The sequence below is a fragment of the Natronococcus sp. A-GB1 genome, from assembly GCF_029688845.1.
Taxonomy (GTDB): domain Archaea; phylum Halobacteriota; class Halobacteria; order Halobacteriales; family Natrialbaceae; genus Natronococcus.
In genome coordinates this window covers 43,588-66,472 of record NZ_JARUKW010000002.1, presented here as the reverse complement: position 1 = coordinate 66,472, position 22,885 = coordinate 43,588, and the positions used below count along the sequence as shown (strand labels likewise).

At 65.2% G+C, this 22,885-nt stretch carries 20 protein-coding genes; 7 read left to right on the top strand and 13 right to left on the bottom strand.

The genetic code is table 11. The annotated features are described in order from the left end of the window. The 6 genes from QA600_RS02995 to QA600_RS02970 all read right to left on the bottom strand — a co-directional run bounded on the left by QA600_RS02995 (position 1) and on the right by QA600_RS02970 (position 7,114). Entirely contained in the window at positions 1 to 1,167 is a 1,167-nt protein-coding gene (locus QA600_RS02995; RefSeq protein WP_278290477.1) for an acyl-CoA dehydrogenase family protein, read from the bottom strand. 141 nt (positions 1,168 to 1,308) lie between these two features. Continuing rightward, on the bottom strand, positions 1,309 to 2,991 hold the full coding sequence (locus tag QA600_RS02990; RefSeq protein WP_278290476.1) for an AMP-binding protein: 1,683 nt from the start codon (positions 2,989 to 2,991) through the stop codon (positions 1,309 to 1,311). 258 nt (positions 2,992 to 3,249) lie between these two features. Then, entirely contained in the window at positions 3,250 to 4,638 is a 1,389-nt protein-coding gene (locus QA600_RS02985) for a UbiD family decarboxylase domain-containing protein (RefSeq protein ID WP_278290475.1), read from the bottom strand. Continuing rightward, positions 4,635 to 6,143: a UbiD family decarboxylase gene (locus QA600_RS02980; protein ID WP_278290473.1), complete on the bottom strand. Its 1,509-nt coding sequence runs from the start codon at positions 6,141 to 6,143 to the stop codon at positions 4,635 to 4,637. The genes QA600_RS02985 and QA600_RS02980 overlap by 4 nt, the downstream gene beginning before the upstream one ends. Continuing rightward, positions 6,144 to 6,464 (bottom strand): hypothetical protein, encoded by a 321-nt coding sequence (locus QA600_RS02975; RefSeq protein WP_278290472.1) that lies wholly within the window; start codon positions 6,462 to 6,464, stop codon positions 6,144 to 6,146. Positions 6,465 to 6,676: 212 nt separating this feature from the next. After that, positions 6,677 to 7,114, bottom strand: coding sequence for a hypothetical protein (locus tag QA600_RS02970; protein WP_278290470.1), 438 nt, complete (start codon positions 7,112 to 7,114; stop codon positions 6,677 to 6,679). A gap of 220 nt (positions 7,115 to 7,334) precedes the next feature. On the opposite strand from QA600_RS02970, the gene QA600_RS02965 reads away from it, so the two are divergent. After that, positions 7,335 to 8,513 (top strand): aspartate kinase, encoded by a 1,179-nt coding sequence (locus QA600_RS02965; protein ID WP_278290469.1) that lies wholly within the window; start codon positions 7,335 to 7,337, stop codon positions 8,511 to 8,513. Positions 8,514 to 8,657: 144 nt separating this feature from the next. Next, complete coding sequence (locus QA600_RS02960; protein WP_005554807.1) at positions 8,658 to 8,804, top strand: DUF1328 family protein; 147 nt, start codon at positions 8,658 to 8,660, stop codon at positions 8,802 to 8,804. A 164-nt stretch (positions 8,805 to 8,968) separates the two neighbouring features. Here QA600_RS02960 and QA600_RS02955 read toward each other — a convergent pair whose 3' ends face one another. Then, on the bottom strand, positions 8,969 to 10,597 hold the full coding sequence (locus QA600_RS02955) for a long-chain fatty acid--CoA ligase (RefSeq protein WP_278290468.1): 1,629 nt from the start codon (positions 10,595 to 10,597) through the stop codon (positions 8,969 to 8,971). 225 nt (positions 10,598 to 10,822) lie between these two features. Here QA600_RS02955 and QA600_RS02950 point away from each other — a divergent pair, with 225 nt between their 5' ends. After that, positions 10,823 to 12,172, top strand: coding sequence for a tryptophanase (locus QA600_RS02950; protein ID WP_278290467.1), 1,350 nt, complete (start codon positions 10,823 to 10,825; stop codon positions 12,170 to 12,172). A gap of 53 nt (positions 12,173 to 12,225) precedes the next feature. Here the strand turns inward: QA600_RS02950 and QA600_RS02945 are convergent, their stop codons facing one another. Further along, positions 12,226 to 12,591 carry a hypothetical protein gene (locus QA600_RS02945; protein ID WP_278290466.1) on the bottom strand — a complete coding sequence of 122 codons (366 nt, stop codon included), beginning with the start codon at positions 12,589 to 12,591 and terminating at the stop codon, positions 12,226 to 12,228. A gap of 61 nt (positions 12,592 to 12,652) precedes the next feature. Then, positions 12,653 to 13,060 (bottom strand): GNAT family N-acetyltransferase, encoded by a 408-nt coding sequence (locus tag QA600_RS02940; RefSeq protein ID WP_278290465.1) that lies wholly within the window; start codon positions 13,058 to 13,060, stop codon positions 12,653 to 12,655. Between the two features lie 108 nt (positions 13,061 to 13,168). Here QA600_RS02940 and QA600_RS02935 point away from each other — a divergent pair, with 108 nt between their 5' ends. Beyond that, positions 13,169 to 13,876: a TOBE domain-containing protein gene (locus QA600_RS02935; RefSeq protein WP_278290464.1), complete on the top strand. Its 708-nt coding sequence runs from the start codon at positions 13,169 to 13,171 to the stop codon at positions 13,874 to 13,876. A 55-nt stretch (positions 13,877 to 13,931) separates the two neighbouring features. Here QA600_RS02935 and QA600_RS02930 read toward each other — a convergent pair whose 3' ends face one another. Both QA600_RS02930 and QA600_RS02925 read right to left on the bottom strand, forming a co-directional pair. Next, a complete protein-coding gene (locus QA600_RS02930) occupies positions 13,932 to 14,150 on the bottom strand; it encodes a ubiquitin-like small modifier protein 2 (RefSeq protein ID WP_278290463.1) in 219 nt (72 codons plus the stop codon). Positions 14,151 to 14,206: 56 nt separating this feature from the next. Beyond that, on the bottom strand, positions 14,207 to 15,301 hold the full coding sequence (locus tag QA600_RS02925; RefSeq protein WP_278290462.1) for a polymer-forming cytoskeletal protein: 1,095 nt from the start codon (positions 15,299 to 15,301) through the stop codon (positions 14,207 to 14,209). A 158-nt stretch (positions 15,302 to 15,459) separates the two neighbouring features. Between QA600_RS02925 and QA600_RS02920 the strand changes: the two genes are divergently transcribed. The 3 genes from QA600_RS02920 to alaS all read left to right on the top strand — a co-directional run bounded on the left by QA600_RS02920 (position 15,460) and on the right by alaS (position 20,444). Further along, positions 15,460 to 16,452, top strand: a complete 993-nt coding sequence (locus tag QA600_RS02920; protein WP_278290461.1) for a replication factor C small subunit — start codon at positions 15,460 to 15,462, stop codon at positions 16,450 to 16,452. 597 nt (positions 16,453 to 17,049) lie between these two features. Next, a complete protein-coding gene (locus QA600_RS02915; protein ID WP_278290460.1) occupies positions 17,050 to 17,544 on the top strand; it encodes a hypothetical protein in 495 nt (164 codons plus the stop codon). A gap of 119 nt (positions 17,545 to 17,663) precedes the next feature. Beyond that, positions 17,664 to 20,444, top strand: coding sequence for an alanine--tRNA ligase (gene alaS, locus QA600_RS02910; protein ID WP_278290459.1), 2,781 nt, complete (start codon positions 17,664 to 17,666; stop codon positions 20,442 to 20,444). Positions 20,445 to 20,472: 28 nt separating this feature from the next. On the opposite strand, the gene QA600_RS02905 is transcribed toward alaS, so the two are convergent. Together QA600_RS02905 and QA600_RS02900 are read right to left on the bottom strand one after the other, a co-directional pair. Beyond that, positions 20,473 to 21,459 carry an acetamidase/formamidase family protein gene (locus QA600_RS02905; protein ID WP_278290458.1) on the bottom strand — a complete coding sequence of 329 codons (987 nt, stop codon included), beginning with the start codon at positions 21,457 to 21,459 and terminating at the stop codon, positions 20,473 to 20,475. Between the two features lie 111 nt (positions 21,460 to 21,570). Further along, positions 21,571 to 22,875 (bottom strand): ArgE/DapE family deacylase, encoded by a 1,305-nt coding sequence (locus QA600_RS02900; RefSeq protein ID WP_278290457.1) that lies wholly within the window; start codon positions 22,873 to 22,875, stop codon positions 21,571 to 21,573. Positions 22,876 to 22,885 lie beyond the last annotated feature (10 nt).

Genomic DNA, 22,885 nt, shown 5'->3' with positions numbered 1-22,885 from the left:
TCAGTAGGATCTGGGGAAGCCGAGCTGCTGGCCGATGTGGTTGTACGCCATCTGCTGGCTAACCGGGGCGAGTCGAGTGAGGTTAATCTCGCGCCACCAGCGTTCGACGTCGTACTCCTTTGCATACCCCCAGCCGCCGAAGGCCTGCATCGAGTGTTTGACCGCCTCGATGCCGGCCTCGACGGCCGTCGCCTTCGCGACGTTGGTTTCGTAACCACACTCCTCACCCTGATCGTAGAGCCACGCGGCCTTCTCGCGCATGAGTGTGGCCGTCTCCATCTTCGCGTAGGCTTCCGTGATGGGGAACGAGACCGCCTGATGGGTGCCGATCGGTGTCCCGAAAACCTCGCGGTCGTTCGCGTACTCGATTGCCGTATCCGATGCGAGCTTGCCGATTCCGGTGCCGGCGGCGGCGAACCCGATCCGCTCCGGATTGAGCATGTCGACCAAGACCCGCCAGCCGTCGTCCTCCGCTCCCAGCAGGTCCTCGGCGGGAACGCGGACGTCCTCGAGGAAGACCTCACAGGATTTCGAATAGTTTATTGCGTGCTTGGGGATCGGTGCGACGTCGATGTTTGGATCGTCCATATCGACGACGAAGAGGCTGATACCGTCGGTGCCGCGGTCGACTTCCTCGCGGGGGGTCGTCCGCGTCACGAGGATCATGTTGTCGGCGCGATCGGCGAAGGTGATCCAGGCCTTCTGACCGTTCAGAACGTACTCGTCGCCATCGCGCTCGGCGCGGGTAGCGACGTTCAGCGTGTTCGTTCCCGCCTCGGGTTCGGTGATCCCGATCGAGAAGTTTCGGGCTCCGGTAGCGATATCGGTCAGGTAGCGGTCCTTCTGTTCAGCCGTCCCGTGGTCGCGGAGCCCTACTCCGGCCATTCCGGCAGTCAGGACCAGATACCAGGTACCGGCCATCCCACAACCCTCAGCACAGAGGGTCTCCATCGTCAGTCCCATCTCTTGCATCCCCATGCCGGCACCGCCGTACTCCTCGGGGACCAGCAGGCCGTGGAAGCCGGCCTCGCCGAGTTCGTCCCAGAACTCGGTCGAGAACTCGCTGTTCTCCTCTTTCTCGCGCCAGTGTTCGGGTCCGTACTGGTCGGCAATCTCCGCCGCCGTCCGGCGGATCATCGATCGTTCTTGCGTGTCTTCGAAGTTCATTGATCGCGGTTTCGTAGTGTCGTGTTGGCAGCGTTCGATCCGGGATGTCCCGGATCGAGACTCGTTTTCGGGCAGCTCGACGCCGTCGTCCGAGATCGAACCACAGGGGTTCGTCGGGTTGGAATCGCGGTGTAACGCCGATCAGGTTGCCTCTGCCTCTTCTTCGACATCGTCTTGTAGCTCCGTCCGACGGATCTTCCCGGTGACCGTCTTCGGAAGCTCCTCGCGGAACTCGATCTCGCGCGGGTACTCGTGGGCCGACAGCTCTTCCCGAACGTGGGTCTTGATCTCCTCTTTGAGCTCCTCGGAAGTCGTCGTCCCCTCGCTCGGTACGATGTATGCTTTGACGATGTTACCCCGCTCGCGGTGGGGCTTCGGAACGACGGCGGACTCGGCGACGGCCTCGTGTTCGCCCAGCGAACTCTCGACCTCGAACGGACCGATTCGGTAGCCCGACGAGAGGATAACGTCGTCGGCTCGACCCTCGAACCAGAAGTAGCCGTCCTCGTCCTTGTGGGCGAGGTCGCCCGAGAGATACCACTCGCCGTCGGGGCCATCGACGAAACAGGCGGCGGTCTTCTCCGGCTTCTGCCAGTACTCCGCGAAGAAGCAGGGGTAGTCTCCACGCTGGGCGATCTCCCCCGTTTCACCGGGCTCGAGCACTTCGCCCGTCTCCGGATCGACGACGTCGGCCTCGATTCCGGGCAGCGGCTTGCCCATCGAGCCCGGCCGGAGCTCCATCGTCGGGTAGTTGTTGATGATCATGTTGCCCGTCTCGGTTTGGCCGTACGTGTCGTGGATGGTGACGCCGAGCGTCTCCTCGCCCCACTCGACGACGCCCCCCGAAAGCGGTTCACCGATCGACAGGGCATGGCGAAGATCCAGCGAGACGTCCTCGAGGACCTCCTCGTGTTCGCGCAGCATCCGGTAGGCCGTCGGCACCGAGAACAACACCGTGACTGGGAACCGATCGAGAAGGTCGGCCCATTCCTCGGGATCGAACTCGCCTTCGTAGGTGAACAGCGCCGTTCCCCAGAACCAGGCACCGAGAGTATTGATCGGTCCAGTCAGCCACCCCAGATCACCGGTCGACCAGTAGCAATCGCCCTCCTGAAGGTCGACGGCGTACTTCTGGGTGGCGGCGACGCCGGCGACCCAGCGGTGTTTGTGACGGACGCCCTTCGCCAGCCCGGTCGTCCCGCTGGTGTAGTAGAGCAACGCGTCGTCCTCGCCGCCGGTCGCGGCCGGCTCGTACTCGCGGCTCGCGGTTTCGAGCTCGCTGTGGTAACTGACGTCGCCGGGTCGAATGCCCGTTCCATCGTCGCTGACGACGATGACGTGCTCGACCGAAGGGGCGTCCTCAAGGGCGTCCGCGACGGTGTCGCGGTTTTCGGGAGTCGTGACGATCGCTTTCGCGTCGCAGTCGGAGAGTCGATAGGAGATGCCGTCGGGGCCGAACCGCTCGTTGACGCCGCCGAAGACGGCGCCGCGCTTGAGCGTTCCCACCAGCGCCACGTAGTGTTCGGGGATCCGTGGCATGTACGAGAAGACGCGGTCGCCCTGTTCGATGCCGAGCGACTCGAGGACGTTCGCAAACCGATCGGTCCGATCGGCGAGTTCCCAGAACGTCATCGTCGTCAACTCGCCGTCCTCGCTCACCTGATAGAGCGCGACCTTCTCCTTGTTCTCGGCGTGGCGGTCACAGACTTCGTGTGCAATGTTCAGTTCGGTGGGTGCGTTCCAGTCAGCGGCCTCGTAGATTTCGTCCCACGAGAACTCGTCGTACACTTCCTCGTACCCCGGCATGTTGTGGCTGCCCGTCATACAACTTCGCTGGTCTCGTTTTCCGTAATAACTGCATCGGTTAAATTCGAACAATAAAATAAAAATATAATTTAATTTTGAGAGTGGTATATATAGACACCACAGCGCAGTCTTGCGTAAACACTTTCGAAAACACCTATGAGTCCACCAATATGATCGTCTATGATAGTAACTCATAGAAAGGATGCTCAACTTCGTTAGTTCAGGGATACTACTTCGGACCTCCTGCCGCCGAGCCCTCCTTCTTTCAGGGAACGCTCACAGCCCGTCAGGATTGGTGTTAAATCCGAATTCGGCCCACGAACTGCGGACGGCCGCCCGGAGATTTGGAGGATACGAGTCGGTAAACGAAACCTGCGGAGCGATGTACTCTTCGTCCCACCGGGGATCCCACGTCGCGTCGATATAGAGGCGCGCCCCGGTCCCCTCACGGCTGTACGTCGGCATTCGGGCGACGGGAGCGTCGGACTCGCTGAACAGCCAGTCTCGGGACGGGTGGGCTTTGACCCAGATATCCGCAAGCACCTGTCCGAGGTCGCGAGGGCTGGCTTCGTCGTCGACGATAATGACGGTGTCATAACAGTTCGAGAACGAAAACAGGAAATTCGAGAGCTGCCACTCGAAGCCGGCGTACAGCATCTTCGCCGAAACCACACAGATTCCGAGTCGCCCGCTCGCCGGGAGCAAGAGCCACTCGACCGGCGCGACGCCCCAGTAGCTGTTGACCCGATCGTAAAGCTGTGCCGCCAGAGCTAGCGCGACGAGCTGGAGATCGTCCGAAAGCGGGACGTCGAGCGGCGTAAACGGAACGACGGCGCCATCACGAGTGAATACATTGGTTACGTCGAGTGTCAACGTCGTGCTGTCGGCGATCCGTTCCCAGAACTCACGTTTTTCCGACCGGGTTTCGGGCTGCTGATCCGCGATCTCAGCCTCAATGACGACCTCCGAAGAGCTGGGAACGAGTCCGCCAGAGGTGGGAATCACCGGGACTGTCGAGCCGACGCGCCGATCCTCGACTGGCACCGAGAGACCGTCAGTGACCGTCAGGTGGTACGCCGCTGCGAGCGCTTCCGCCGGGACTCCAAGTGCGACGCTGACGATACCGCCGCGAGCGAATCGATCGGTGATCGCGTCGGGGACGCGAGCGCGAATCGTTTCATCGTCGAGAACTGTTCCGTGGATCGGCGTCCAGTACGAACCATCGTCTGTCCCAACCGAGAGAAGTCCGAGTGTCAGTCTGGGCCAGGTCCCGTCCGGCGGCGTCGGAAATCCGAGCTCCCGAACGCTCAGATCCGTGGCGGTCGCCGCGCGTTCGACGTAGGTAATGCCGTGTTCGTCGACTCGGTCTGTCAGTTCGGTGACCGCCTCGAGGACAGCGACGTACTCCGGCTCCTGATCGATACCCAGACCGATTCCGAGACGGCTCCAGGGGTATCGGCTTCGCCGACTCAGCCCATCGACACCGCCGTAGACTCCGCTTACGAGGTCGAGACGGGAGTCGGCGGTCGTACATCGCAGCGCCGGCCCGTTCGCCCGAAGCGCCTCACCGGCGAGAACCTGGGGTGACGGCGACTTGGGCCGCTCGAGCCAACAGCAGTCGTCGGTCTTCCGGAGAAAATGGATGTGGTTCCGAAATGCCGTCATCGATCCCCTCCGATCGTGTTCGGTGGTTCGAACGCTGCTTCGGGAACGCCTGCCTCGACGAGCAACTCGCGAGCCTGCTTGCGCGCGTCGGGATCGCCGACCACCTGTGCCGGCCGGTCGCTGCCGGCGCAGGCGTCGATGTACGCCTTCGACGTCTTCGTTTTCGAGGTGCCGACCGTCGCGCTTCCCTTCTCATCGGGCGTCTGGTAGATGTTGAGCGGAACTTTCGGCATACGCTCGACGCCGAACTGGTGAAAGTCCGAGGAGGGGTCGGCATGAAGGGAGATCGCCTCGATCACCGCACGGGGCGACAGTGGATTAACGTCGCTGTCGACGAAGACGAAGAAGTCGATGTGGAGCATCCCCCAGGTCGTGAAGATGAAGTTAGCGAGTTCGTGGAGGACGCCGGGATAGGCGGGATCAACCGCGATGACCCAGACCGTTCGAGAGGTGAACGGCCACGGGGCGGCCAGTTCGACGTCGAAGCCGGCGATCCGTAGCCCGAGTGTTGCATCCGGGCCGCTCGCCGCGACCGCGAACGTACTCGAGGAGTTTTCGCCGTATCCGATACCGGCCCCTTCGACACAGAAGGGAACGTAGGGGTCGCTGCGGTGGGTGATCGCGTCAACCTCGAGTATCGGCATCGATCGGCGGGGACCGTTCATATACCCGAAGTAATCGCCGAACGGTCCCTCGTGGAGGCGCTCGTTCGGCAGTACCCGACCTTCGATGACGACCTCGGCGGAGGCCGGGACGGCGAGGTCGTTCGTCTCACACCTAACGAGGTCGACCGGTGACTCTTGTAGCCCGCCAGCAAAGGATACCTCGCTCCGTCCGACGGGTATCCACATCTCTGCAGTAGACTCGACGGCTGGGCCGGCACCGATCGTCAGTGCGACGGGCATCGGTTCGTCGTCGAGCTCGTAGTTGAAATAGTAGTGGTTGGGGACCTGTTCACCCGCCAAAAGGAGCAGACTTGCCCGTGAGGCGCCATGGATCATCGCGCGATGGCGCGACCAGCTTCCCCACTCGCTGTCCGGATCCGGTGCGACGAGTGTTGTGAGCGTCGCGTACCGACCGCCGTCTCCCTGGTGGATATACGGCCAGGGAAACTCGAGCAAACTCGCATCATCGTCTGTCCGGATGACCTCCTTGCAGGGGGCCTCCGTGTCGGGGATGATCCGCGGCTCGATCGGTTCGCGGAGTCGATCGATCACCCCCTCGTAGTAGGCTGGTCCGGAACCACCCGGCAGATCGAACGCACGACTGAACCACTTCCAGGGACGCTGTTGGGGACCTCGATAGGGGTCTCCGACGAGCCGAGCGTCGGTATCCGACTGACGGTTCTGAACCGACTCGAAAACCGGGATCCGGTCGTCGGTTTCGATTGCCATCATCGTGATCGCGCTCGCCTCGAGATCCCAGGAGACATCGTCGGTGATCCGCGTAATTGCGCCGCTGCGCTCGAGGACGTCGATAAACGTCCGAAACGAGCTTGCCGACATCTATTCGTCCTCGAGGACGTTCCGAAGCGGGTCAGACTCGTGCCTGTTTTTGAGATCCACGTAAGTTTCGAGCAACGACGGATACTCGTCGGCGAGCTGCTTGAACAGGAGTTCGCGAGTCGCGTCTGCCGTCGATTCGTACTGTCCGGTCTCGACGAGATACTGGAGCAACACGTCTAAATCACCCGACCGCGTGTTAATAACGTTCGATCGGTCGGCCTGCTTCTCGAGCAGCTGCTCGAGGCGTTCCTCGGTGGTCGTCGTCTCATCAACGAACTCGATGTACCACTGTTCTTTTGTCGTCTCGTGGGGTCCTCTCACGACCGAGAGTGGTTTCGGTTGTTCGAGCTGTGCAGGGTCCCTCGCGATACGCGCCCGAGAGTGGAAGATTTCCTTCGTCTCAGCGTCACGCACCTGTAGTACTGTTTCTGTCTCTTCAGCGTTCGGAAGGCTTTCTTCGGACGTTATATATCCGTTTGACATATGTCGGTCAGCGATCGTCGGCGGACGGAACGATGTTCGAGACGACCAGTCTACGACTCGAGGCGAAACCGGACCGTCGAGGCGCCGTTAAACTGTGGGCCCGGGCCGTAGCGATCGAACCCTAACTCCTGAGCGGCGTCCTCGATGAGGTCGGCGTCGGTCGCGATCAGCACCTCGACGGCCATTCCCTCGCGCTCGGCGAACCGGACCGGCTCGGCGAGCAAACGCTTGCACGCCTCGGGCGTCCCGTCGAGCTGAGTGACGTGGACGGTATCCTCGCGGGCATCGAAGCTGACGAACCCCAGTAGATCCTCCGGATCCGAACCGGCGTACTGGGACTCCGAGACGTCGGCGTTCGGGTCGTGGGTGCCGTCCTCGGCGACTCGGACCGTTCGATCGTGAACCAGGTTCCGCATCACGTCGGTCGGGGAGTCGGCGATAGCCGCGATCGCGTCGGCGTCGGCCTCGAGTGCGTCCCGTACGTTCATTAGGGTGTGGTAATGGCACCCACAAATATAAATCCAGTTGGAATCGAGGAGTTCGAACGTGCGTCGTCTTCGACATCGACGCGGGAAGCGGACCGAGTCTGCGGGAAGCGGATCGGTGTGGGTAAAAATGCGGGCGATGAGACACAGTTATCTGCCCGCCCTTGCAACGACTTCGCATGAGTCAATCCACCAGGTTGCCGGCGGACTGTGAGGTGTCAGCATGCGGGTCGTAGCGAAGTTCGGCGGGACGAGTCTCGGTAGCGGGGACCGGATCAACCGCGCCGCGAACTCGATCGCCGCGGCCGTCGAGGACGGCCACGAAATCGCGGTCGTCGCCAGCGCTATGGGGTCGACCACGGACGAACTGCTCGACGAGATCACGTTCGAAACCGACGAGGCCGATCGAGCCCAGATCGTCAGCATGGGCGAGCGGACCTCGGTCCGGATGCTCAAGGCGGCCCTGACCGCGCGGGGTGTCGACGCGGTTTTCCTTGAGCCCGGCAGCGAGAACTGGCCCATCGTCACCGACGAGTACGGCGAGGTCGACGTCGAGGAGACCCAGCGCCGCGCCCGCGAGGTCGCCGCCGACCTCGACGGAACGGTGCCGGTGATCACCGGCTTCCTGGCCGAGGGACCGGACGGCTCGGTGACGACGCTCGGTCGTGGAGGCAGCGACACGACCGCCGTGATGATGGGCAAGTATATGGACGCCGACGAGGTCGTCATCGTCACCGACGTCGAGGGCGTCATGACCGGTGACCCAAACGTCGTCGAAGGGGCCCGCAACGTCGGCGAGATTTCGGTCGACGAGCTACGAAACCTCTCGTTTCGCGGCGCCGAAGTCGTCGCGCCCTCCGCGCTGTCTTACAAGGAGGGCACGCTTTCCGTTCGGGTCGTCCACTACCAGCACGGCGATCTCCTCTCGGGCGGCACGAGCATCGAAGGGGAGTTCGAGAACCTCGTCGACCTGCGCGAGCGCCCGCTCGCCTGCCTGACGATCGCCGGACGGGCGATCCGAAACCAGCCCGGCGTCTTCAACCACCTCTCGAAACCGCTCAGCGAGAGCGACATCAACGTCGATGCCGTCGCTAGCGGACTCGACAGCGTCACCTTCTACGTCGACGAGGAGGACGCCGAGCGCGCCGAAAACATCCTCCACCGCGAGGTCATCGCCCGCGACGAACTCTCGAGTGTCACCGTCGACGAGTCCCTCGCCGTCGTCCGCGTCACTGGCGGCGAACTCCCCAATCAGCCGGGGATCATCAGCGACATCGTCAACCCCCTCTCCGATGCCCGGATCAACGTCCACGACATCATCACGAGCGCGACCAGCGTCGCCATCTTCGTCGATTGGGACGATCGTGAGGAAACCCTCGAGCTAACGCAGGGGCTCTTCTAAAGGCCACCCGAGAGCGAGAGAACTCCGTTGGACGGCGTTCGCTCCGCTCTCGGCGATTCCGTCGCTACAAACCCGTTCTCGAAAAGTTACTGTATGGCAGATTCAGGCTCAACGCACTTTTAGTAACCTCTCGAAGAGAGGAGTATGCTAGAACTGGCAATCGTGTTCTTCGTCATCGCGCTGATCGCCGCGGCGCTCGGTGCGGGCGGCGTCGCAGGTATGTCCATGGCCATCGCGAAGTGGCTCGTCCTCGCGTTCCTGGTCCTGGCCGTGCTGTCGCTGCTGCTGTGACGGCAGGGCGGTACTGACGGGTGCATCGTCGCGGCAACCGATCCGATTCTTGCGCTCGCAACATCCGACAGCCGAGCGACCGCTGGAGCCCCTTCGGGTCGTGATCAACCCGCTCGTGCTCGAGGGGTTCACTCGCCTCGAGTCGAAAGAGAGACGACGACGCCCTACTCGTCCTCGAGCAGGCTCTCGGTCTCGTACTCCTCGCGGAGCGTCTTCTTGTCGAACTTGCCGGTGGCGGTCTTGGGCACCTCGTCGATGCGGACGACCGCGTCGGGGGTCCACCAGTCGGGGTAGTCATCGGCGACGAACGCCTGAATCTCGTCGTGGAGTTCGTCCTCCCCCAGTTCGGCGTCGGCGGTGGGCACGACGAACGCGACGGGCCGTTCCTGCCACTTCTCGTGGGGAGCGCCGATGACGGTCGCCTCGCTGACGTCGTCGTGGGCCATGATGGCGTTCTCGAGTTCGACCGAGGAGATCCATTCGCCGCCGGACTTGATCACGTCCTTCGCGCGGTCGACGATCTTGACGTAGCCGTCCTCGTCGACGGTGACGATGTCGCCCGTCTTGAGCCACGATCCCTCGAAGTCGGCTTCGTTGGCGTCGGGGCGCTCGAAGTAGGAGTCGGTGACCCACGGCCCGCGGACGTAGAGTTCGCCGAACTCCTCGCCGTTCCACTCGACTTCCTCGCCGTCGTCGTCGACGACCTTGAACTCGAGGCCTGGGACGACCAGTCCCTGTTTGGCCTGCTTCTCGTAGCGCTCCTCGGCGGGCAGGTCCTCGAGATCGGCCTTGAGGTGGGCGACGGTGCCGAGCGGGGACATCTCGGTCATCCCCCAGGCGTGGACGACCTCGACGCCGCGGTCGTCGAACTCGCGGATCAGGCTCTCGGGGGCCGCGCTGCCGCCGATGACGATCTGGTCGAGCGAGTAGAGGTCGGCGTCGTGTTCCTCGACGTACTCCAGAACGCCGAACCACACCGTCGGCACGCCTGCGGTGATCGTGACGCCTTCCTCCTCGATGAGCTCGACGAGGTCTGCGGGATCGGGCGAAGGCCCAGGATAGACGTGTTTCGCGCCCGCAGCGGTCGTCGAGAACGGCAGCCCCCACGCGTTGACGTGGAACATCGGGACGACCGGCATGATGACGTCGTCCTCGGCGATGCCCAGTCCCTGCGGGGTCAGCGTCATCATCGTGTGGCTCCAGAGCATCTGCTGAGTGTACTCGACGCCCTTGGGCTTGCCCGTCGTTCCCGACGTGTAACACATCCCTGCCGGACTCTCCTCGTCGAGTTCGGGCCACTCGTACGCCGCCGTCTGGTCCCCGATGAACGATTCGTAGTCGGTGACCGGCTCGAGACCGGTCTCCGGAACCGAATCGTCCATCACGACGAACTGCTCGACGCTGTCGAACGCTTCTGGATCGTAGGCCGCCTCGAGTGGTTCGAGCAACGACTGATCGACGAACAGCAGCCGGTCTTCGGCGTTCTCGACGATGTACTGGATGTGCTCGGCCGGAAGCAGCGGGTTGATCGTGTGGAGCTGACTTCCGATGTTTGGCACCGCGAAGTAGGCCTCCGCGTGGCGGTGGTGGTTCCAGCAGAACGTACCGACGCGGTCGCCGTCCTCGACTCCGGCGTCCTCGAGGGCGTTCGCCAACTGCCGAGTGCGGTCGCCGTACTCCGCGTAGGTGTTGCGGACGATCCCGTCGTGGGTCCGCGAGACGACCTCCTGGTCGGGATGCAGTCGTTCGGCGCGCCAGAGGAACGGTCGCAGCGTCTGGTCGTAGCCAGCCATACTCGACAATTATTATCGGGGTTTAATAATGGCACGTCTATCGAACAGTACGCTTACATTGTTTCGCGGAGCGTTGCTTCGGAGAACACCTCGGTCCGCGAACCCGTCTGCTGATGGCGGTATTCGGCCGTCGAACGCCGAATCGATCCGCCGAGGGTCGATCCGAACCGTTCGTGAGCACGTTCCGTCACTCGAATTGAACTGCGCGGCTCTCGAAGGGGTCGTATGGTCGGATACAAGTCGAAAGTCGCCGAGCAGATCCACCTCCCCTCGAGGACGAAGCGCGAGCGCGCCCTCGAGGAGGCCGGGTACAACGTCTTCAACCTCGACTCGGCGGACGTCTTCGTCGATCTGCTCACCGACAGCGGGACGGGCGCGATGAGCGACGAGCAGTGGGCGGCGCTGTTCCGGGGCGACGAGGCCTACGCGGGCTCGCGAAGCTTCGGCGAACTCGAGGACGCCGTCGCCGACGTGATGGGCTTTTCGCACGTCGTTCCGGCCCACCAGGGCCGGGGCGCCGAGAACGTCCTCTACGGCACCCTCGTCGAAGAGGGCGACGTCGTTCCGAACAACACCCACTTCGACACCACGCGGGCCCACATCGCAAACCAGGGCGCCGACCCCGTCGACTGCCCGGTCGACGACGCCCGCGACCCAGACGCGGACGGCCCGTTCAAGGGGAATACCTCGCTCGAGCGCGCCCGCACGGTCGTCGAGGAGTACGGGCCCGAACGGGTGCCAGTCGTCGTCCAGACGATCACGAACAACTCCGCGGCGGGCCAGCCCGTCAGCGTCGAGAACACCCGAGCGGTTCGCGAGTTCGCTGACGAGATTGGCGCGACGTTCGTGATCGACGCCTGTCGGTTCGCCGAGAACGCCTACTTCGTCACCGAACGCGAGGCGGAGTTCGCCGACGCGTCGGTCGCCGACGTCGCCCGCGAACAGCTCGGCCTGGCCGACGCCGTCGTGATGAGCGGGAAGAAAGACGGGCTCGCCAACGCCGGCGGGTTCGTCGCCACCGGCAGCGACGCGCTGTACGAGTCCTGCAAGCAGCGTGCGATCCTCTACGAGGGGTTTCCCACCTACGGCGGGATGGCAGGTCGGGATATCGCCGCGATGGCCGTCGGTCTCCGAGAAGCAGTCGACGAGGCCTACGTTACCGACCGCGTCGGACAGGTACAGGAACTCGCCGACGCCCTCGAGTCCGTCGGCGTGCCGATCTACACGCCCGCGGGCGGACACGCGGTCTACCTCGACGCCGGCGCCTTCCTCCCTCACCTCGAGCCCGAGGCGTTCCCGGGCCAGGCGCTGGTCTGTGAGCTCTACCGGGAGGGCGGCGTCCGCGGGGTCGAACTGGGCAGTTTCGCGTTTCCCGAAACCGACCGACCGGAGCTCGTTCGGCTGGCGCTACCCCGCAGGACCTACCACCGCGAGCACTTGGAGCACGTCGCCGAGACCGCTGCCGCAGTCCTCGAGCGACGGGAGGACGTCTCCGGACTCGAGATCGTCGACGAGCCCGAGATGGCCGAGATCCGCCACTTCACGGCGACGCTCGAGCCGACGGACTCCTCCTGAGCCGAGCAAACTGTGGCAGCACCGCGAGAAAAAGCCGCGGACAGAATCTGCGATTACCGCGAGACGGCGTCTCGAGCGCGATCGCGGAACGTCGGCTCCGGCTCTGGCTCGGATTCCCCGCCGAGCTTTCGTTTCGCGACCGAACGGACGCCCTGCCTGGTGGCCTCGGACTGGGCAGCGCTGGCCAGCCAGTCCGGCACCTGCGACTCGATCTCCTCGCGCTTTTCGGCCTTGAGCTGGCTGTACTTCCGGAGCGTGATACCGACGCCGAGGAAGAGGGCGGCGTCGATCAGCTCCCGCCGGAATCGGTTTCGGTCCTTGTAGACGACGATCGCCTTCACGAGCGAGAGCAGACCGATCGCGATGTACAGCTTCGAACTCTTCGACGGGTCTCCGCTGAGCATCCGTTGGAGCGCCATGCGACGAATCGTACCACGCTCTCGGTGTTAAACTTCCGCCGGCACGAGACGGGGACGCCCCTCACTCGCCTCGGTCCGCTACGGCGACACCGCGGTGTCGGTCTTCGCCGATCGGTTCGATCGCGAACTCGAGCGCCTCGTAGAACGGCCGTACGCCGTCGTCGAACCGCGCGGTGAGCCGGCGTTCGCGCTCGAGCGCTTGTTCGACCAGCCGCCGGCCGATCCCCCGGCCGCGGTGGCGACGGCGAACGCCGACGCTCGCGACGTGGGCGCCTCGCTCTCGGGGCTCGAGCACGAGCGCGCCCAGAAGCCGTTCGTCGGTTCCGTCGGATCCGCCCTTCCGGTCGCCGGCGACGAGGACGTCGCCGTCCCCGATCCGACCTTCGACGTCGCCTGGCTCGAGCATCGCGGCGTCCAGCATCCGCCGGACCTCGAGGGCGTCGTCGGGGCCCGCGACTCGGACGTGCATCGGTCGATCGTACGTCGCTGTTCGCCAACAGTTCGTCGGTTACCTCTTCGACGAACCCGGACGTTTATCGATCGCGGGCTGGTCTGTCGGATCACGCAAGGAGGAACGATGGGGATCCAGAAGGACTTCAGCACCAAGCTCTCGGCGGGTGACCTCACGATCGATCGCCGCGATATCGAGATGCTCGAGGCGATCGACCGGCAAGGATCGTTACACGGCGCGGCCGAGTCGCTCGGCCGTTCCTACGCGCGACTGCAGAATCGGGTCGTCGAACTCGAGGACGAACTCGGCGAGCTCACGGAGCGAACGCGGGGCGGTCGGGACGGCGGCGGCACCCGGCTGACGGAGACCGCCTACGAGCTCCGCCGGCAGTTCGACCGCCACGAGAGCGAACTCGACGGCGTGGCCACCGCGACGGAGTCCGTCCTTCGGGGCACTGTCGCCGAGCGAACCGGCGAGCTCGCGACCGTCGAGACCGCCGTCGGCCCGGTTACAGCGCTCGTCCCGCCGGGCGCACGCGAGGTGCAGGTCGCGGTTCGGTCGGACGCCGTCGTCCTGACGGATCCGACGGAGACGCCCGAACCCGACGGAACGAGCCTGCGGAACCGGTTTTCCGGGACAGTCGCGGCGATCGACGACGGCGAGGCGATCGCCAGCGTCACGCTTTTGCTGGCCGAGGGAATCGACCTCGAGGCACTCGTCACGCGCTCGAGCCGCGAGCGACTGGAACTCGAGCCGGGTCGCGAGGTCGTCGCCTCGTTCAAGGCGACCGCGGCACGGGCGACGGGGCTCGAGTCGATCGAGACCGAGGAGTAGGGACGTCCGATCTCAGGAGTAGTGACGTCTGAGACCGAGGAGTAGCGACGCGGAATCAGCCCCCCTTGATCAGTCGGAGGACGGTCACGCGCTCGCTCTCGACGGGTTGGTCCTCGGGGACGGGACGGCCGTCGACCAGCACGCTCACCTCGTGGGGGCTGAGACCGATCTCCCGAAGCAGGTCCGCGTAGGTCGGCTCGGGGGCGTCGGTCGCCACCTCTCCAAGTTCGAGTTCGTGGCTCCCCTCGCCTTTGACGTCGACGGTGACGCGCATGGCGGTGCTTGCTCGAGGGCGGACTTGAGCGCGTCGACTGCGGGTGTGTCCGAGTCTCAGTCGCTCGCCGGCTCGTCGGGCCCGATCCGATCGCGGTGCTCGGGCTCTCGAGCCCCCGGCGTTCGTCGGTGCGCGTACAGCCCCCAGGCCAACGCACCCAGCCCGAGCAGGAGGATCAGGAAGTTCAACAGCCCGCCAACGAACGGAAGCTGGGCGAGGATCGCGCCGCCGATCATGCCGATGACCAGCGCGAGCCACCGGTTCTCGAGGTCGGCGTACCCCAACAGCCAGGCGGCGACGGCGAACCGTCCGTAGACGATCCCGATCCAGATCACGAGGGCAAACGCGAACCCGCCGACGATCGAGAACGGGATGCCGATTATCGTGATCGCCGCGGCGACGAGCAGGATTGGCACGCCGATCAGCACGCCGAAGCCGACCGCGCCGGTCCGGAGGGGGTCGGTCGCGACCCGTTCGGCGACGCCGTCGGAAAAGCGCGGGAACAACGCGAGCAGGGCGGCACCCAGTAGCAGGTTCAGCGCGAGGGTATACAGCGAAACCAACCACGACGCCAGCGGTTGCAGCGTCGGTGCGATGTCGAACCCGAGCGTGGAATCCTCGGTAATCGAGCCCGCGACCGCGTCGGTGTTACCCTGCAGGTCGCCGTTGTAGCGCAGGTCGCCCGCGATCGATGCTCCCTCGCCCAGGGTGATCGTCTCGGCGCCGATCGCCGCGTCGCCCTCGAGGGTGCCGTCGACGACGACGTTCCCCGCCCCGGCCGTAAAGTCGCCGCCGACGGTTCCGTCCTCGCCGACCGCGACGTTGCCCGCTCCGACGTCGACGTCGCCGGCGACGATGCCGTCGATCGTTACGCTTCCCGACGCGGTCTCGAGGTCGCCCCCGACCTCGCCCCCGCTCTCGATCCGGACGTCGCCGGCCGCGGCCGAGACGTCGCCCGTCACCGTCCCTTCGACGACGACGGTGCCGGCGACGGCCTCGAGGTCGTCGATCGTCTCTCCCTCTTCGACGACGACCGTCCCGCCGACGGTCGACTCGGACTGGGCGGCGACCCCCGTTGGCACTGCACCGAGGAGGACGACGACGAGTAGAACGACGGCGAGTCGCTTCCGGACGGACGTTTCGGACGCCATAGCTCCCCTCTCGTCGTGTGAACTGAAAAACATGACACCCGCGTCCACGAACTCGAGACGTTCAACGTGGTGGTCCTCGAGCCAGCCGGCGGAACCACACTGACGCCTCGAGGACGACCTTCGGGCGATTTATCTGGCGGCTCCCCCTCGTGGTGGGTATGAGCGAGGCCGACGCCGAGGCGGCGGAGCCGACTCCCGGCAAGACCGAGGTCTGGATCGAGAAGTATCGCCCGGAGCGGCTCGACGAGATCAAGGGCCACGAGAACATCGTGCCGCGCCTCCAGCGCTACGTCGAGCAGGACGACCTGCCCCACCTCATGTTCGCGGGGCCAGCCGGAACCGGGAAAACGACCGCGGCCCAGGCGATCGCCCGCGAGGTCTACGACGACGACTGGCGCGAGAACTTCCTCGAGCTGAACGCCTCCGACCAGCGCGGGATCGACGTCGTCCGCGATCGGATCAAGGACTTCGCGCGCTCTTCTTTCGGTGGATACGACCACCGCATCATCTTCCTCGACGAGGCCGACGCACTGACCAGCGACGCCCAGTCTGCGCTGCGCCGGACGATGGAGCAGTTCTCGAACAACACCCGCTTCATCCTCTCGTGTAACTACTCGAGCCAGATCATCGACCCCATCCAGTCTCGGTGTGCGGTCTTCCGGTTTACCGAACTCACCGAGGACGCCGTCGAAGCGCAGATCCGCGACATCGCCGAAAACGAGGGTATCGAGGTCACCGACGACGGCGTCGACGCGCTCGTCTACGCCGCCGACGGCGACATGCGCAAGGCGATCAACGGCCTCCAGGCCGCGGCCGTGATGGGCGAGGTCGTCGACGAGGAGACCGTCTTCGCGATCACCTCCACCGCTCGACCCGAGGAGGTCGAGGCGATGGTCGACCAGGCCATCGACGGCGACTTCACGGCCGCCCGCGCGGCCCTCGAGGATCTGCTGACCGAACGCGGGCTGGCTGGCGGGGACGTTATCGACCAGCTTCACCGTTCCGCGTGGCAGTTCGACATCCCCGAGAAGGCGACCGTGCGGCTGCTCGAGCGCCTCGGCGAGGTCGACTACCGCATCACGGAGGGCGCGAACGAACGGCTCCAACTCGAGGCGATGCTGGCGTCGCTGGCCCTCGAGAACGAGGACTGAACGCGACGTTCGGTATCGGTAGCCGGGGCTGCGAGTTCGTTATCCAGTGTGGCCGTGAACCTCGCGTTCCGTACAGGTGAACGACGTATCACTTCGGTCCGACCATTCTTTCTGCGGTGGCGCGCGCTGTCGACCGGCCGAACACCAGTGAGGACGGTAGACGGTACTGCGCGAGGGATGAGCGAGCGGAGCGCGGCGCTGTGCGCCGCGGCAATGCGAACGGCGGAAGCCGTGAGCGAAGCGAGCGAATTGGCTGGGGAGGGTGTGGCGATCCCCTGTGTTCGTGCGAGCAGGACCTGCTGCTCGTCAGTCTCACCTCGAAAGCCCCTGCCGTTCTCGACCGTTCTGACTCGCTGCGCGCGCTCCTTGAAGTCGCGTGCTTGCGTCGGCGGAACGGTCGAGAACGCCAGCCCCTTTCAGTCCCACCCAGCGGTGGATAGTTGAGGCTGCAGCCTCAATGCCGGCTGTTCCATTCGCACGTGTAGTGACCGAGCTGCCCAACGGAGTCCCAGAAACGGTTCTCAAAGGAGACCCACGCTACTGGTATCGATCCGTTCGACGTAGCTTTCGCAGTTCGGAACGTACCGCTCGCCAGCCGTGTCTCCCTCGACTGGCGGAATCGCCGTTCTCCTCGCCGTCGGCGCTGGCTGTCTCGCGCTCGCCCTCGCCTCGCTTCGGGCCGGAAGCTGGACGCGACGGCTGTACGGCCTCGAGCCGGACAATGACGCGAGCGCTCGAGCGAACGCTGCCGTCCTCGGGATCGTCGGCGTCGGACTGTTCGCGCTGGCCGGGGCGATCGTCCTCGAGCTCCCGTCGACGATCGTCGGGACGGGGACGATCCTCGCGAGCGCGCTGTTGTGTTTCGTTCTCGGCTGGCTCGTCGCGGTTCGCGATCAACGGGAGCTGTTGACGACGCCCGATGTCGACCGGAAGACTGGCCGTCGGCTGGGGTTCGTCGTTATCGGCTGTGGCGTCTTATTGCTCGGGTTCGTTCCCCTCGTCTGGCTCGAGGTCGACGACGCCGTCGTCGCTGTCGGCGCGCTGGCGAGTACGTTCGTCGTCCTCCTGGCGGTGGCGTTTGGCTACCGCTGATGCCCGCTTTCGAGGGTGGTCGATCGACGTTCCGAGCCCGAGACCGCCGCCGTGAGGCAATCTATCCCGAATAACGGTTGCGGAACTATTTTACCCGCTGCGGGGCCAACACACGTGTAATGAGTGAACTGGAGGAGGAGTACCGCCTCGAGTACTTCGAGGAGGAAGGCTTCGAGCGCAAGGAGTGTCCCTCCTGTGGCGCACACTTCTGGACGCGCGACTACGAGCGAGAGACCTGCGGCGAGCCGCCCTGCGAGGAGTACGACTTCATCGGCAACCCCGGGTTCGACGAGGAGCACAGTCTGGAAGAGATGCGGGAGACGTTCCTCTCCTTTTTCGAGGGCCACGACCACGAGCGGATCGAGCCCTACCCCGTCGCGGCGAACCGCTGGCGCGACGACGTCCTGTTGACCCAGGCGTCGATCTACGACTTCCAGCCGCTGGTGACGAGCGGGGAGACGCCGCCGCCGGCGAATCCCCTGACGATCAGCCAGCCCTGTATCCGGATGCAGGACATCGACAACGTCGGGAAGACGGGTCGACACACGATGGCGTTCGAGATGATGGCCCACCACGCGTTCAACGCCCGCGAGGACCTCGAGAACCCAGATCAGTACGCCTACCAGGGCGAGGTCTACTGGAAGGACCGAACAGTAGAACTCTGCGACGAGTTCTTCGACTCGATGGGCGTCGACCTCGAGGAGGTCATCTACATCGAGGATCCGTGGGTCGGTGGCGGCAACGCCGGCCCCGCGATCGAGGTCATCTTCAAGGGCGTCGAGCTCGCGACGCTCGTCTTCATGTGTATGGAGCAGGATCCCGACGGCGAGTTCGAGATGAAAGACGGGAACCGCTACTCCTACATGGACACCTACATCGTCGACACGGGCTACGGTCTCGAGCGCTGGACCTGGGTGTCCCAGGGGACGCCGACCGTCTACGAGGCGATCTACCCCGACATGATCGAGTTCCTGAAGAACAACGCCGAGCTCGATCACTCCGACGACGAGAGCGAGCTGGTCCACCGTGCCGCCAAGCTGGCGGGCCACATGGACATCGACGAGGCCGAGGATATGGAGACCGCCCGCGGGGAGATCGCGGACGAACTCGGCGTCGACGCCGGCGAGCTCGAGCAACTGATGGAGCCCCTCGAGGACATCTACGCGATCGCCGACCACTGCCGGACCCTCGCGTACATGCTCGGCGACGGGATCGTCCCCTCGAACGTCGGGACGGGGTATCTCGCCCGGATGGTGCTTCGCCGAACGAAACGGCTCTGTGACAACGTCGGCGTCGACGCGCCGCTGGACGAGCTCGTCGACATGCAGGCCGAACGCCTCGAGTACGAGAACCGCGACACGATCCGCGACATCGTCCGGACCGAGGTCGAGAAGTACCGCGAGACCCTCGAGCGCGGCGGTCGACGGGTCGAAGCCCTCGCGACGGAGTACGCAAAGAAGAGCGAGCCGATCCCGACCGAGGAGCTGATCGAACTCTACGACTCCCACGGGATCCAGCCCGACATGGTCGAGGGTATCGCCGCCGAGGCCGGCGCAGACGTCGACGTTCCCGACGACTTCTACAGTCTCGTCGCACAGCGCCACGACACCGTCGAGGCACTCGAGGAGGCGACCGGCGAGACCGACGCCCGATTCGAGGACCTCCCCGAGACGGAGAAGCTGTACTACGACGACCAGCAACGCACCGAGTTCGAGGCGGTTGTCCTGGACGTCTTCGAGCGCGAGGACGGGTACGACGTCGTGCTCGACCAGACGATGTTCTACCCCGAGGGCGGAGGCCAGCCCGCCGACACCGGGACGCTCTCGACCGACGACGCCACCGTCGAGGTCGAGGACGTCCAGATCGAGGACGGCGTCGTTCTCCACCGGACCGACGCCCACCCGGACAAGGGCGAGTTCGTGAAGGGGTATCTCGACGTCGATCGGCGCCGGCAGCTGATGCGCCACCACACGGCGACCCACATCGTCATCCACGCCGCCCGCCAGGTGCTCGGCGAGCACGTCCGTCAGGCCGGCGCCCAGAAGGGCGTCGACTCCTCGCGGATCGACCTGCGCCACTACGATCGGATCTCCCGCGAGGACGTCAAGCGAATCGAACGGGAGGCAAACGAGATCGTGATGGACAACGCTCCGGTGACCCAGGAGTGGCCCGACCGCCACGACGCCGAGAGCGAGCACGGGTTCGACCTCTATCAGGGCGGGATCCCGCCGGGCGAGCAGATCCGGCTGATCCACGTCGACGAGGACGTCCAGGCCTGCGGAGGGACCCACGTCGCCCGAACCGGCGAGATCGGCACGATCAAGATCCGCTCGAGCGAGCGGGTCCAGGACGGGGTCGAGCGACTCACCTTCGCCGCGGGCGAGGCCGCCATCGCGGCGACCCAGGAGACCGAGGACGCCCTCTACGGGGCCGCCGAGGTCCTCGACGTCTCGCCCGAGGAGGTTCCCGACACCGCCGAGCGGTTCTTCGAGGAGTGGAAGGCCCGCGGCAAGGAGATCGAGGACCTGAAAGAACAGCTCGCCACGGCCCGCGCGGGCGGCGGTGGCGGCGGCGACGAGATCGAGGTCGGCGACACTGCGGCGGTCGTCGACCGGATCGACGCCGACATGGACGAGCTTCGAGCGACGGCGACCGCCATCCGCGACGAGGGCAATATCGCGATTCTGGGTAGCGGCGAGAGCGGCGCCCAGTTCGTCGTCGCTGTTCCCGACGGCGTCGGCGTCAACGCCGGCGAGGTCGTCGGCGAGCTCGCCGCGAAGGTCGGCGGCGGCGGGGGCGGCCCGCCGGACTTCGCCCAGGGCGGCGGCCCGAACGTCGACGAACTGGACGAGGCGCTCGAGGACGCCCCTGACGTCGTTCGACAGATTCTCGACGCCTGATCGGCGTCGAACCGAGCGACCAGTCAGCTCAGATCGTGTCGACGCCCGAGTCGGGGAAGATGCTCTCGGGCAGGTACGCCGAGACGACCCAGTTCGGGGCGTCGACGATCTCGTTGATTTTCAGATCGACCGCGGCCGAACAGAGGATGTAGGCCTCCCCGCGGGTGAGGTCGCGCTCCTCGTGGAGGTGATCGATCATGTGTCGCACTGCGAGCCGCGCCGCCTCCATCAGGTCGTCGGCGATTCCGGTCGTCCCGTACATCCGCTCGTCGCGCCCGGTCGGCGTAAACGGGCCGTCGGTCTCGAACTGGGGCTGTTTGATCTCGGCGTCTTTCTGCAGGTCGAACCGGGCGGTGACGAACATCGGCGCCTCGATCCCCGTCACCGAGACCTCGCCGTCGCCCTGTGCGGCGTGGCAGTCGCCGATCGAAAAGAGGGCGTCGTCGACCTCGACGGGAAGGCGAACGGTCGAGCCCGCGGTCATGTGTTTGACGTCCATGTTGCCGCCGACGCGCCGGGGCGGGAGCGTGTCGTGTTCGCCCGACTCGGCCGGCGCGACGCCGATCGTCCCGGGGAACGGGTCGAGCGGAACCTCGATCCCGTTGACGAAGTGACCGACGTCGCCCTCGAGGTCCCAGATGTGAACCCCTGCCTCGGGAAAGTCCTCGGGAAGGAGGCCGAGCCCCATCTCGCCGGGGAGGAAGCCGGTGTACCCCCAGCCCTTGTGCTGGAAGCTGCGCAGTTCGACGACGAGGGCGTCGCCCGGTTCGGCGCCCTCGACGGCGACCGGTCCGGTCAGGGGGTGTACCGGATCGAAGCTGACGTTCGAGAACTCCTCGGGACCGGACTCGACGGTTACCTGGCCGTCGACGGCGTCGCGGCACTCGAACCGGACGACGTCGCCGGGTTCGACCGTGAGCACGGGCTCGAGGCTGTTGTCCCACGCGTTGTGGATGTTGTGGTCGGCGTCGCTGAGGTGGTAGTCGACGCGGTGTCCGTCATGTTGCGTTGCCATCTCATCTCACGATACTGTCTTTCGGGAAATAAGTACGGCTTCTCCTGTCGCCGATATGTAGTGACCCCCGGACCCTGAAGGATGGCGTCGAGAACGCTCGAGTCGCCCGAGTCACTCCGCGAGTCCGCAGTAATCGATCGCAGACGTCGCGATGGTCTGTGCCGTCTCGAGCAGCGACGTGACGGTCGTGTACTCGTCCACGCCGTGGAGGTTCGGGCCGTACGGCCCCGCGGTGACGACCGGCACGTCGTAGTAACGCTGGTAGAAGCGTTCGTCGAGGGCGGCGTTGCCGCCGACGAACGTCCCCTCCTCGCCGATAATGGACTCGGCGTTTCGTTTCGCGATTTCGACGATCTCGGCGTCGCGAGACACCTCGTGGGGTGCGGCGTTCCAGCCCGTCCACTCGACGGTCGGCGGGTTCTCGGCGAGCCACTCGTCCTCGCTCGCGGCGTCGGCAATCGCCCCCTCGATCGACTCGCGAACCTCGGCTCGCGTCTCGCCAGGCGGCCACCCCACCCGACCCTGCAACAACATCTCGGCGGGCACCGAGGCGGGCCAGTCGCCGCCCTCGACGACGCCCAGATTGATGTTCGTGACGTGGCCCTCGAGGTCGGGATCGGCGCCGTAGGCCGGCGGAAAGTCGATCCTGGCCTGCCGTTCGTCGTTCAGTTCCTCGAGAGCTTTCCGAACGAGACAGGCCTTGTCGAAGGCGCTGACGCCCTGGTGGCCCCAGGCGGCGTGGGCCTTCTTTCCCGGAACGGTGACGTCGAAGAACATTACGCCGGCGCTGGCGATGCCGACGTTCGGCAGGCCGAACGGTTCGGGAACGATCGCCGCGTCGGGGACGTACCCGCGCTCGAGGACAGAGAGCAGGCCGCCGACGCCGCCCGCCTCTTCTTCGATCGTGCTCTGGACGTAGAGGTCGCCTGCGAGGTCGATCCACTCGTCCTGCAGGGCCTCGACCGCGACGAGCATCGCGGCGAGTCCGCCCTTCATATCCGAGACGCCGCGGCCGTAGAGTTCGTCACCCTCTCGGCGGAGTGTCCAGGGATCGGACTCCCAGGCGGATTCGGGAGCCGCGGGAACGACGTCGATGTGTCCCGACAGGGCGAGCGTCGGTCCGTCACCGGAACTCGGGAGGGTGGCCACCGCGTTCTTCCGGCCGTCGTACCCGTGCTCGTCGTACGACGACGTCCGGAAGAACCCGGGATGGCCCTCGAGATCCTCGACGCTCGGTTCCCACGTGTCGACCTCGAGACCTAGGTCGTCGAACGCCTCGAGCATCACGCCCTGTCCGCGGGGTTCGTGACCGGTCACCGACTTCGCGGCGACGAGATCCTCGAGCAGACCCAGCAGTTCGTCCTCTCGATCAGTGATCGCCTCTTCGACTCGGTTCCTCGCCGTTCGTTCGCTCATGAGGGGTGAT

What these genes read in the sequence shown, in the direction of transcription:
- QA600_RS02930 (WP_278290463.1), bottom strand. Translation starts at nt 14,150, where the DNA reads ATGCGCGTCACCGTCGACGTCAAAGGCGAGGGGAGCCACGAACTCGAA.
- QA600_RS02980 (WP_278290473.1), bottom strand. Translation starts at nt 6,143, where the DNA reads ATGTCGGCAAGCTCGTTTCGGACGTTTATCGACGTCCTCGAGCGCAGC.
- QA600_RS02945 (WP_278290466.1), bottom strand. Translation starts at nt 12,591, where the DNA reads ATGGCGCTCCAACGGATGCTCAGCGGAGACCCGTCGAAGAGTTCGAAG.
- alaS (WP_278290459.1), top strand. Translation starts at nt 17,664, where the DNA reads ATGAGTGAACTGGAGGAGGAGTACCGCCTCGAGTACTTCGAGGAGGAA.
- QA600_RS02960 (WP_005554807.1), top strand. Translation starts at nt 8,658, where the DNA reads ATGCTAGAACTGGCAATCGTGTTCTTCGTCATCGCGCTGATCGCCGCG.
- QA600_RS02995 (WP_278290477.1), bottom strand. Translation starts at nt 1,167, where the DNA reads ATGAACTTCGAAGACACGCAAGAACGATCGATGATCCGCCGGACGGCG.
- QA600_RS02970 (WP_278290470.1), bottom strand. Translation starts at nt 7,114, where the DNA reads ATGAACGTACGGGACGCACTCGAGGCCGACGCCGACGCGATCGCGGCT.
- QA600_RS02985 (WP_278290475.1), bottom strand. Translation starts at nt 4,638, where the DNA reads ATGACGGCATTTCGGAACCACATCCATTTTCTCCGGAAGACCGACGAC.
- QA600_RS02920 (WP_278290461.1), top strand. Translation starts at nt 15,460, where the DNA reads ATGAGCGAGGCCGACGCCGAGGCGGCGGAGCCGACTCCCGGCAAGACC.
- QA600_RS02935 (WP_278290464.1), top strand. Translation starts at nt 13,169, where the DNA reads ATGGGGATCCAGAAGGACTTCAGCACCAAGCTCTCGGCGGGTGACCTC.
- QA600_RS02950 (WP_278290467.1), top strand. Translation starts at nt 10,823, where the DNA reads ATGGTCGGATACAAGTCGAAAGTCGCCGAGCAGATCCACCTCCCCTCG.
- QA600_RS02965 (WP_278290469.1), top strand. Translation starts at nt 7,335, where the DNA reads ATGCGGGTCGTAGCGAAGTTCGGCGGGACGAGTCTCGGTAGCGGGGAC.
- QA600_RS02900 (WP_278290457.1), bottom strand. Translation starts at nt 22,875, where the DNA reads ATGAGCGAACGAACGGCGAGGAACCGAGTCGAAGAGGCGATCACTGAT.
- QA600_RS02905 (WP_278290458.1), bottom strand. Translation starts at nt 21,459, where the DNA reads ATGGCAACGCAACATGACGGACACCGCGTCGACTACCACCTCAGCGAC.
- QA600_RS02940 (WP_278290465.1), bottom strand. Translation starts at nt 13,060, where the DNA reads ATGCACGTCCGAGTCGCGGGCCCCGACGACGCCCTCGAGGTCCGGCGG.
- QA600_RS02955 (WP_278290468.1), bottom strand. Translation starts at nt 10,597, where the DNA reads ATGGCTGGCTACGACCAGACGCTGCGACCGTTCCTCTGGCGCGCCGAA.
- QA600_RS02990 (WP_278290476.1), bottom strand. Translation starts at nt 2,991, where the DNA reads ATGACGGGCAGCCACAACATGCCGGGGTACGAGGAAGTGTACGACGAG.
- QA600_RS02925 (WP_278290462.1), bottom strand. Translation starts at nt 15,301, where the DNA reads ATGGCGTCCGAAACGTCCGTCCGGAAGCGACTCGCCGTCGTTCTACTC.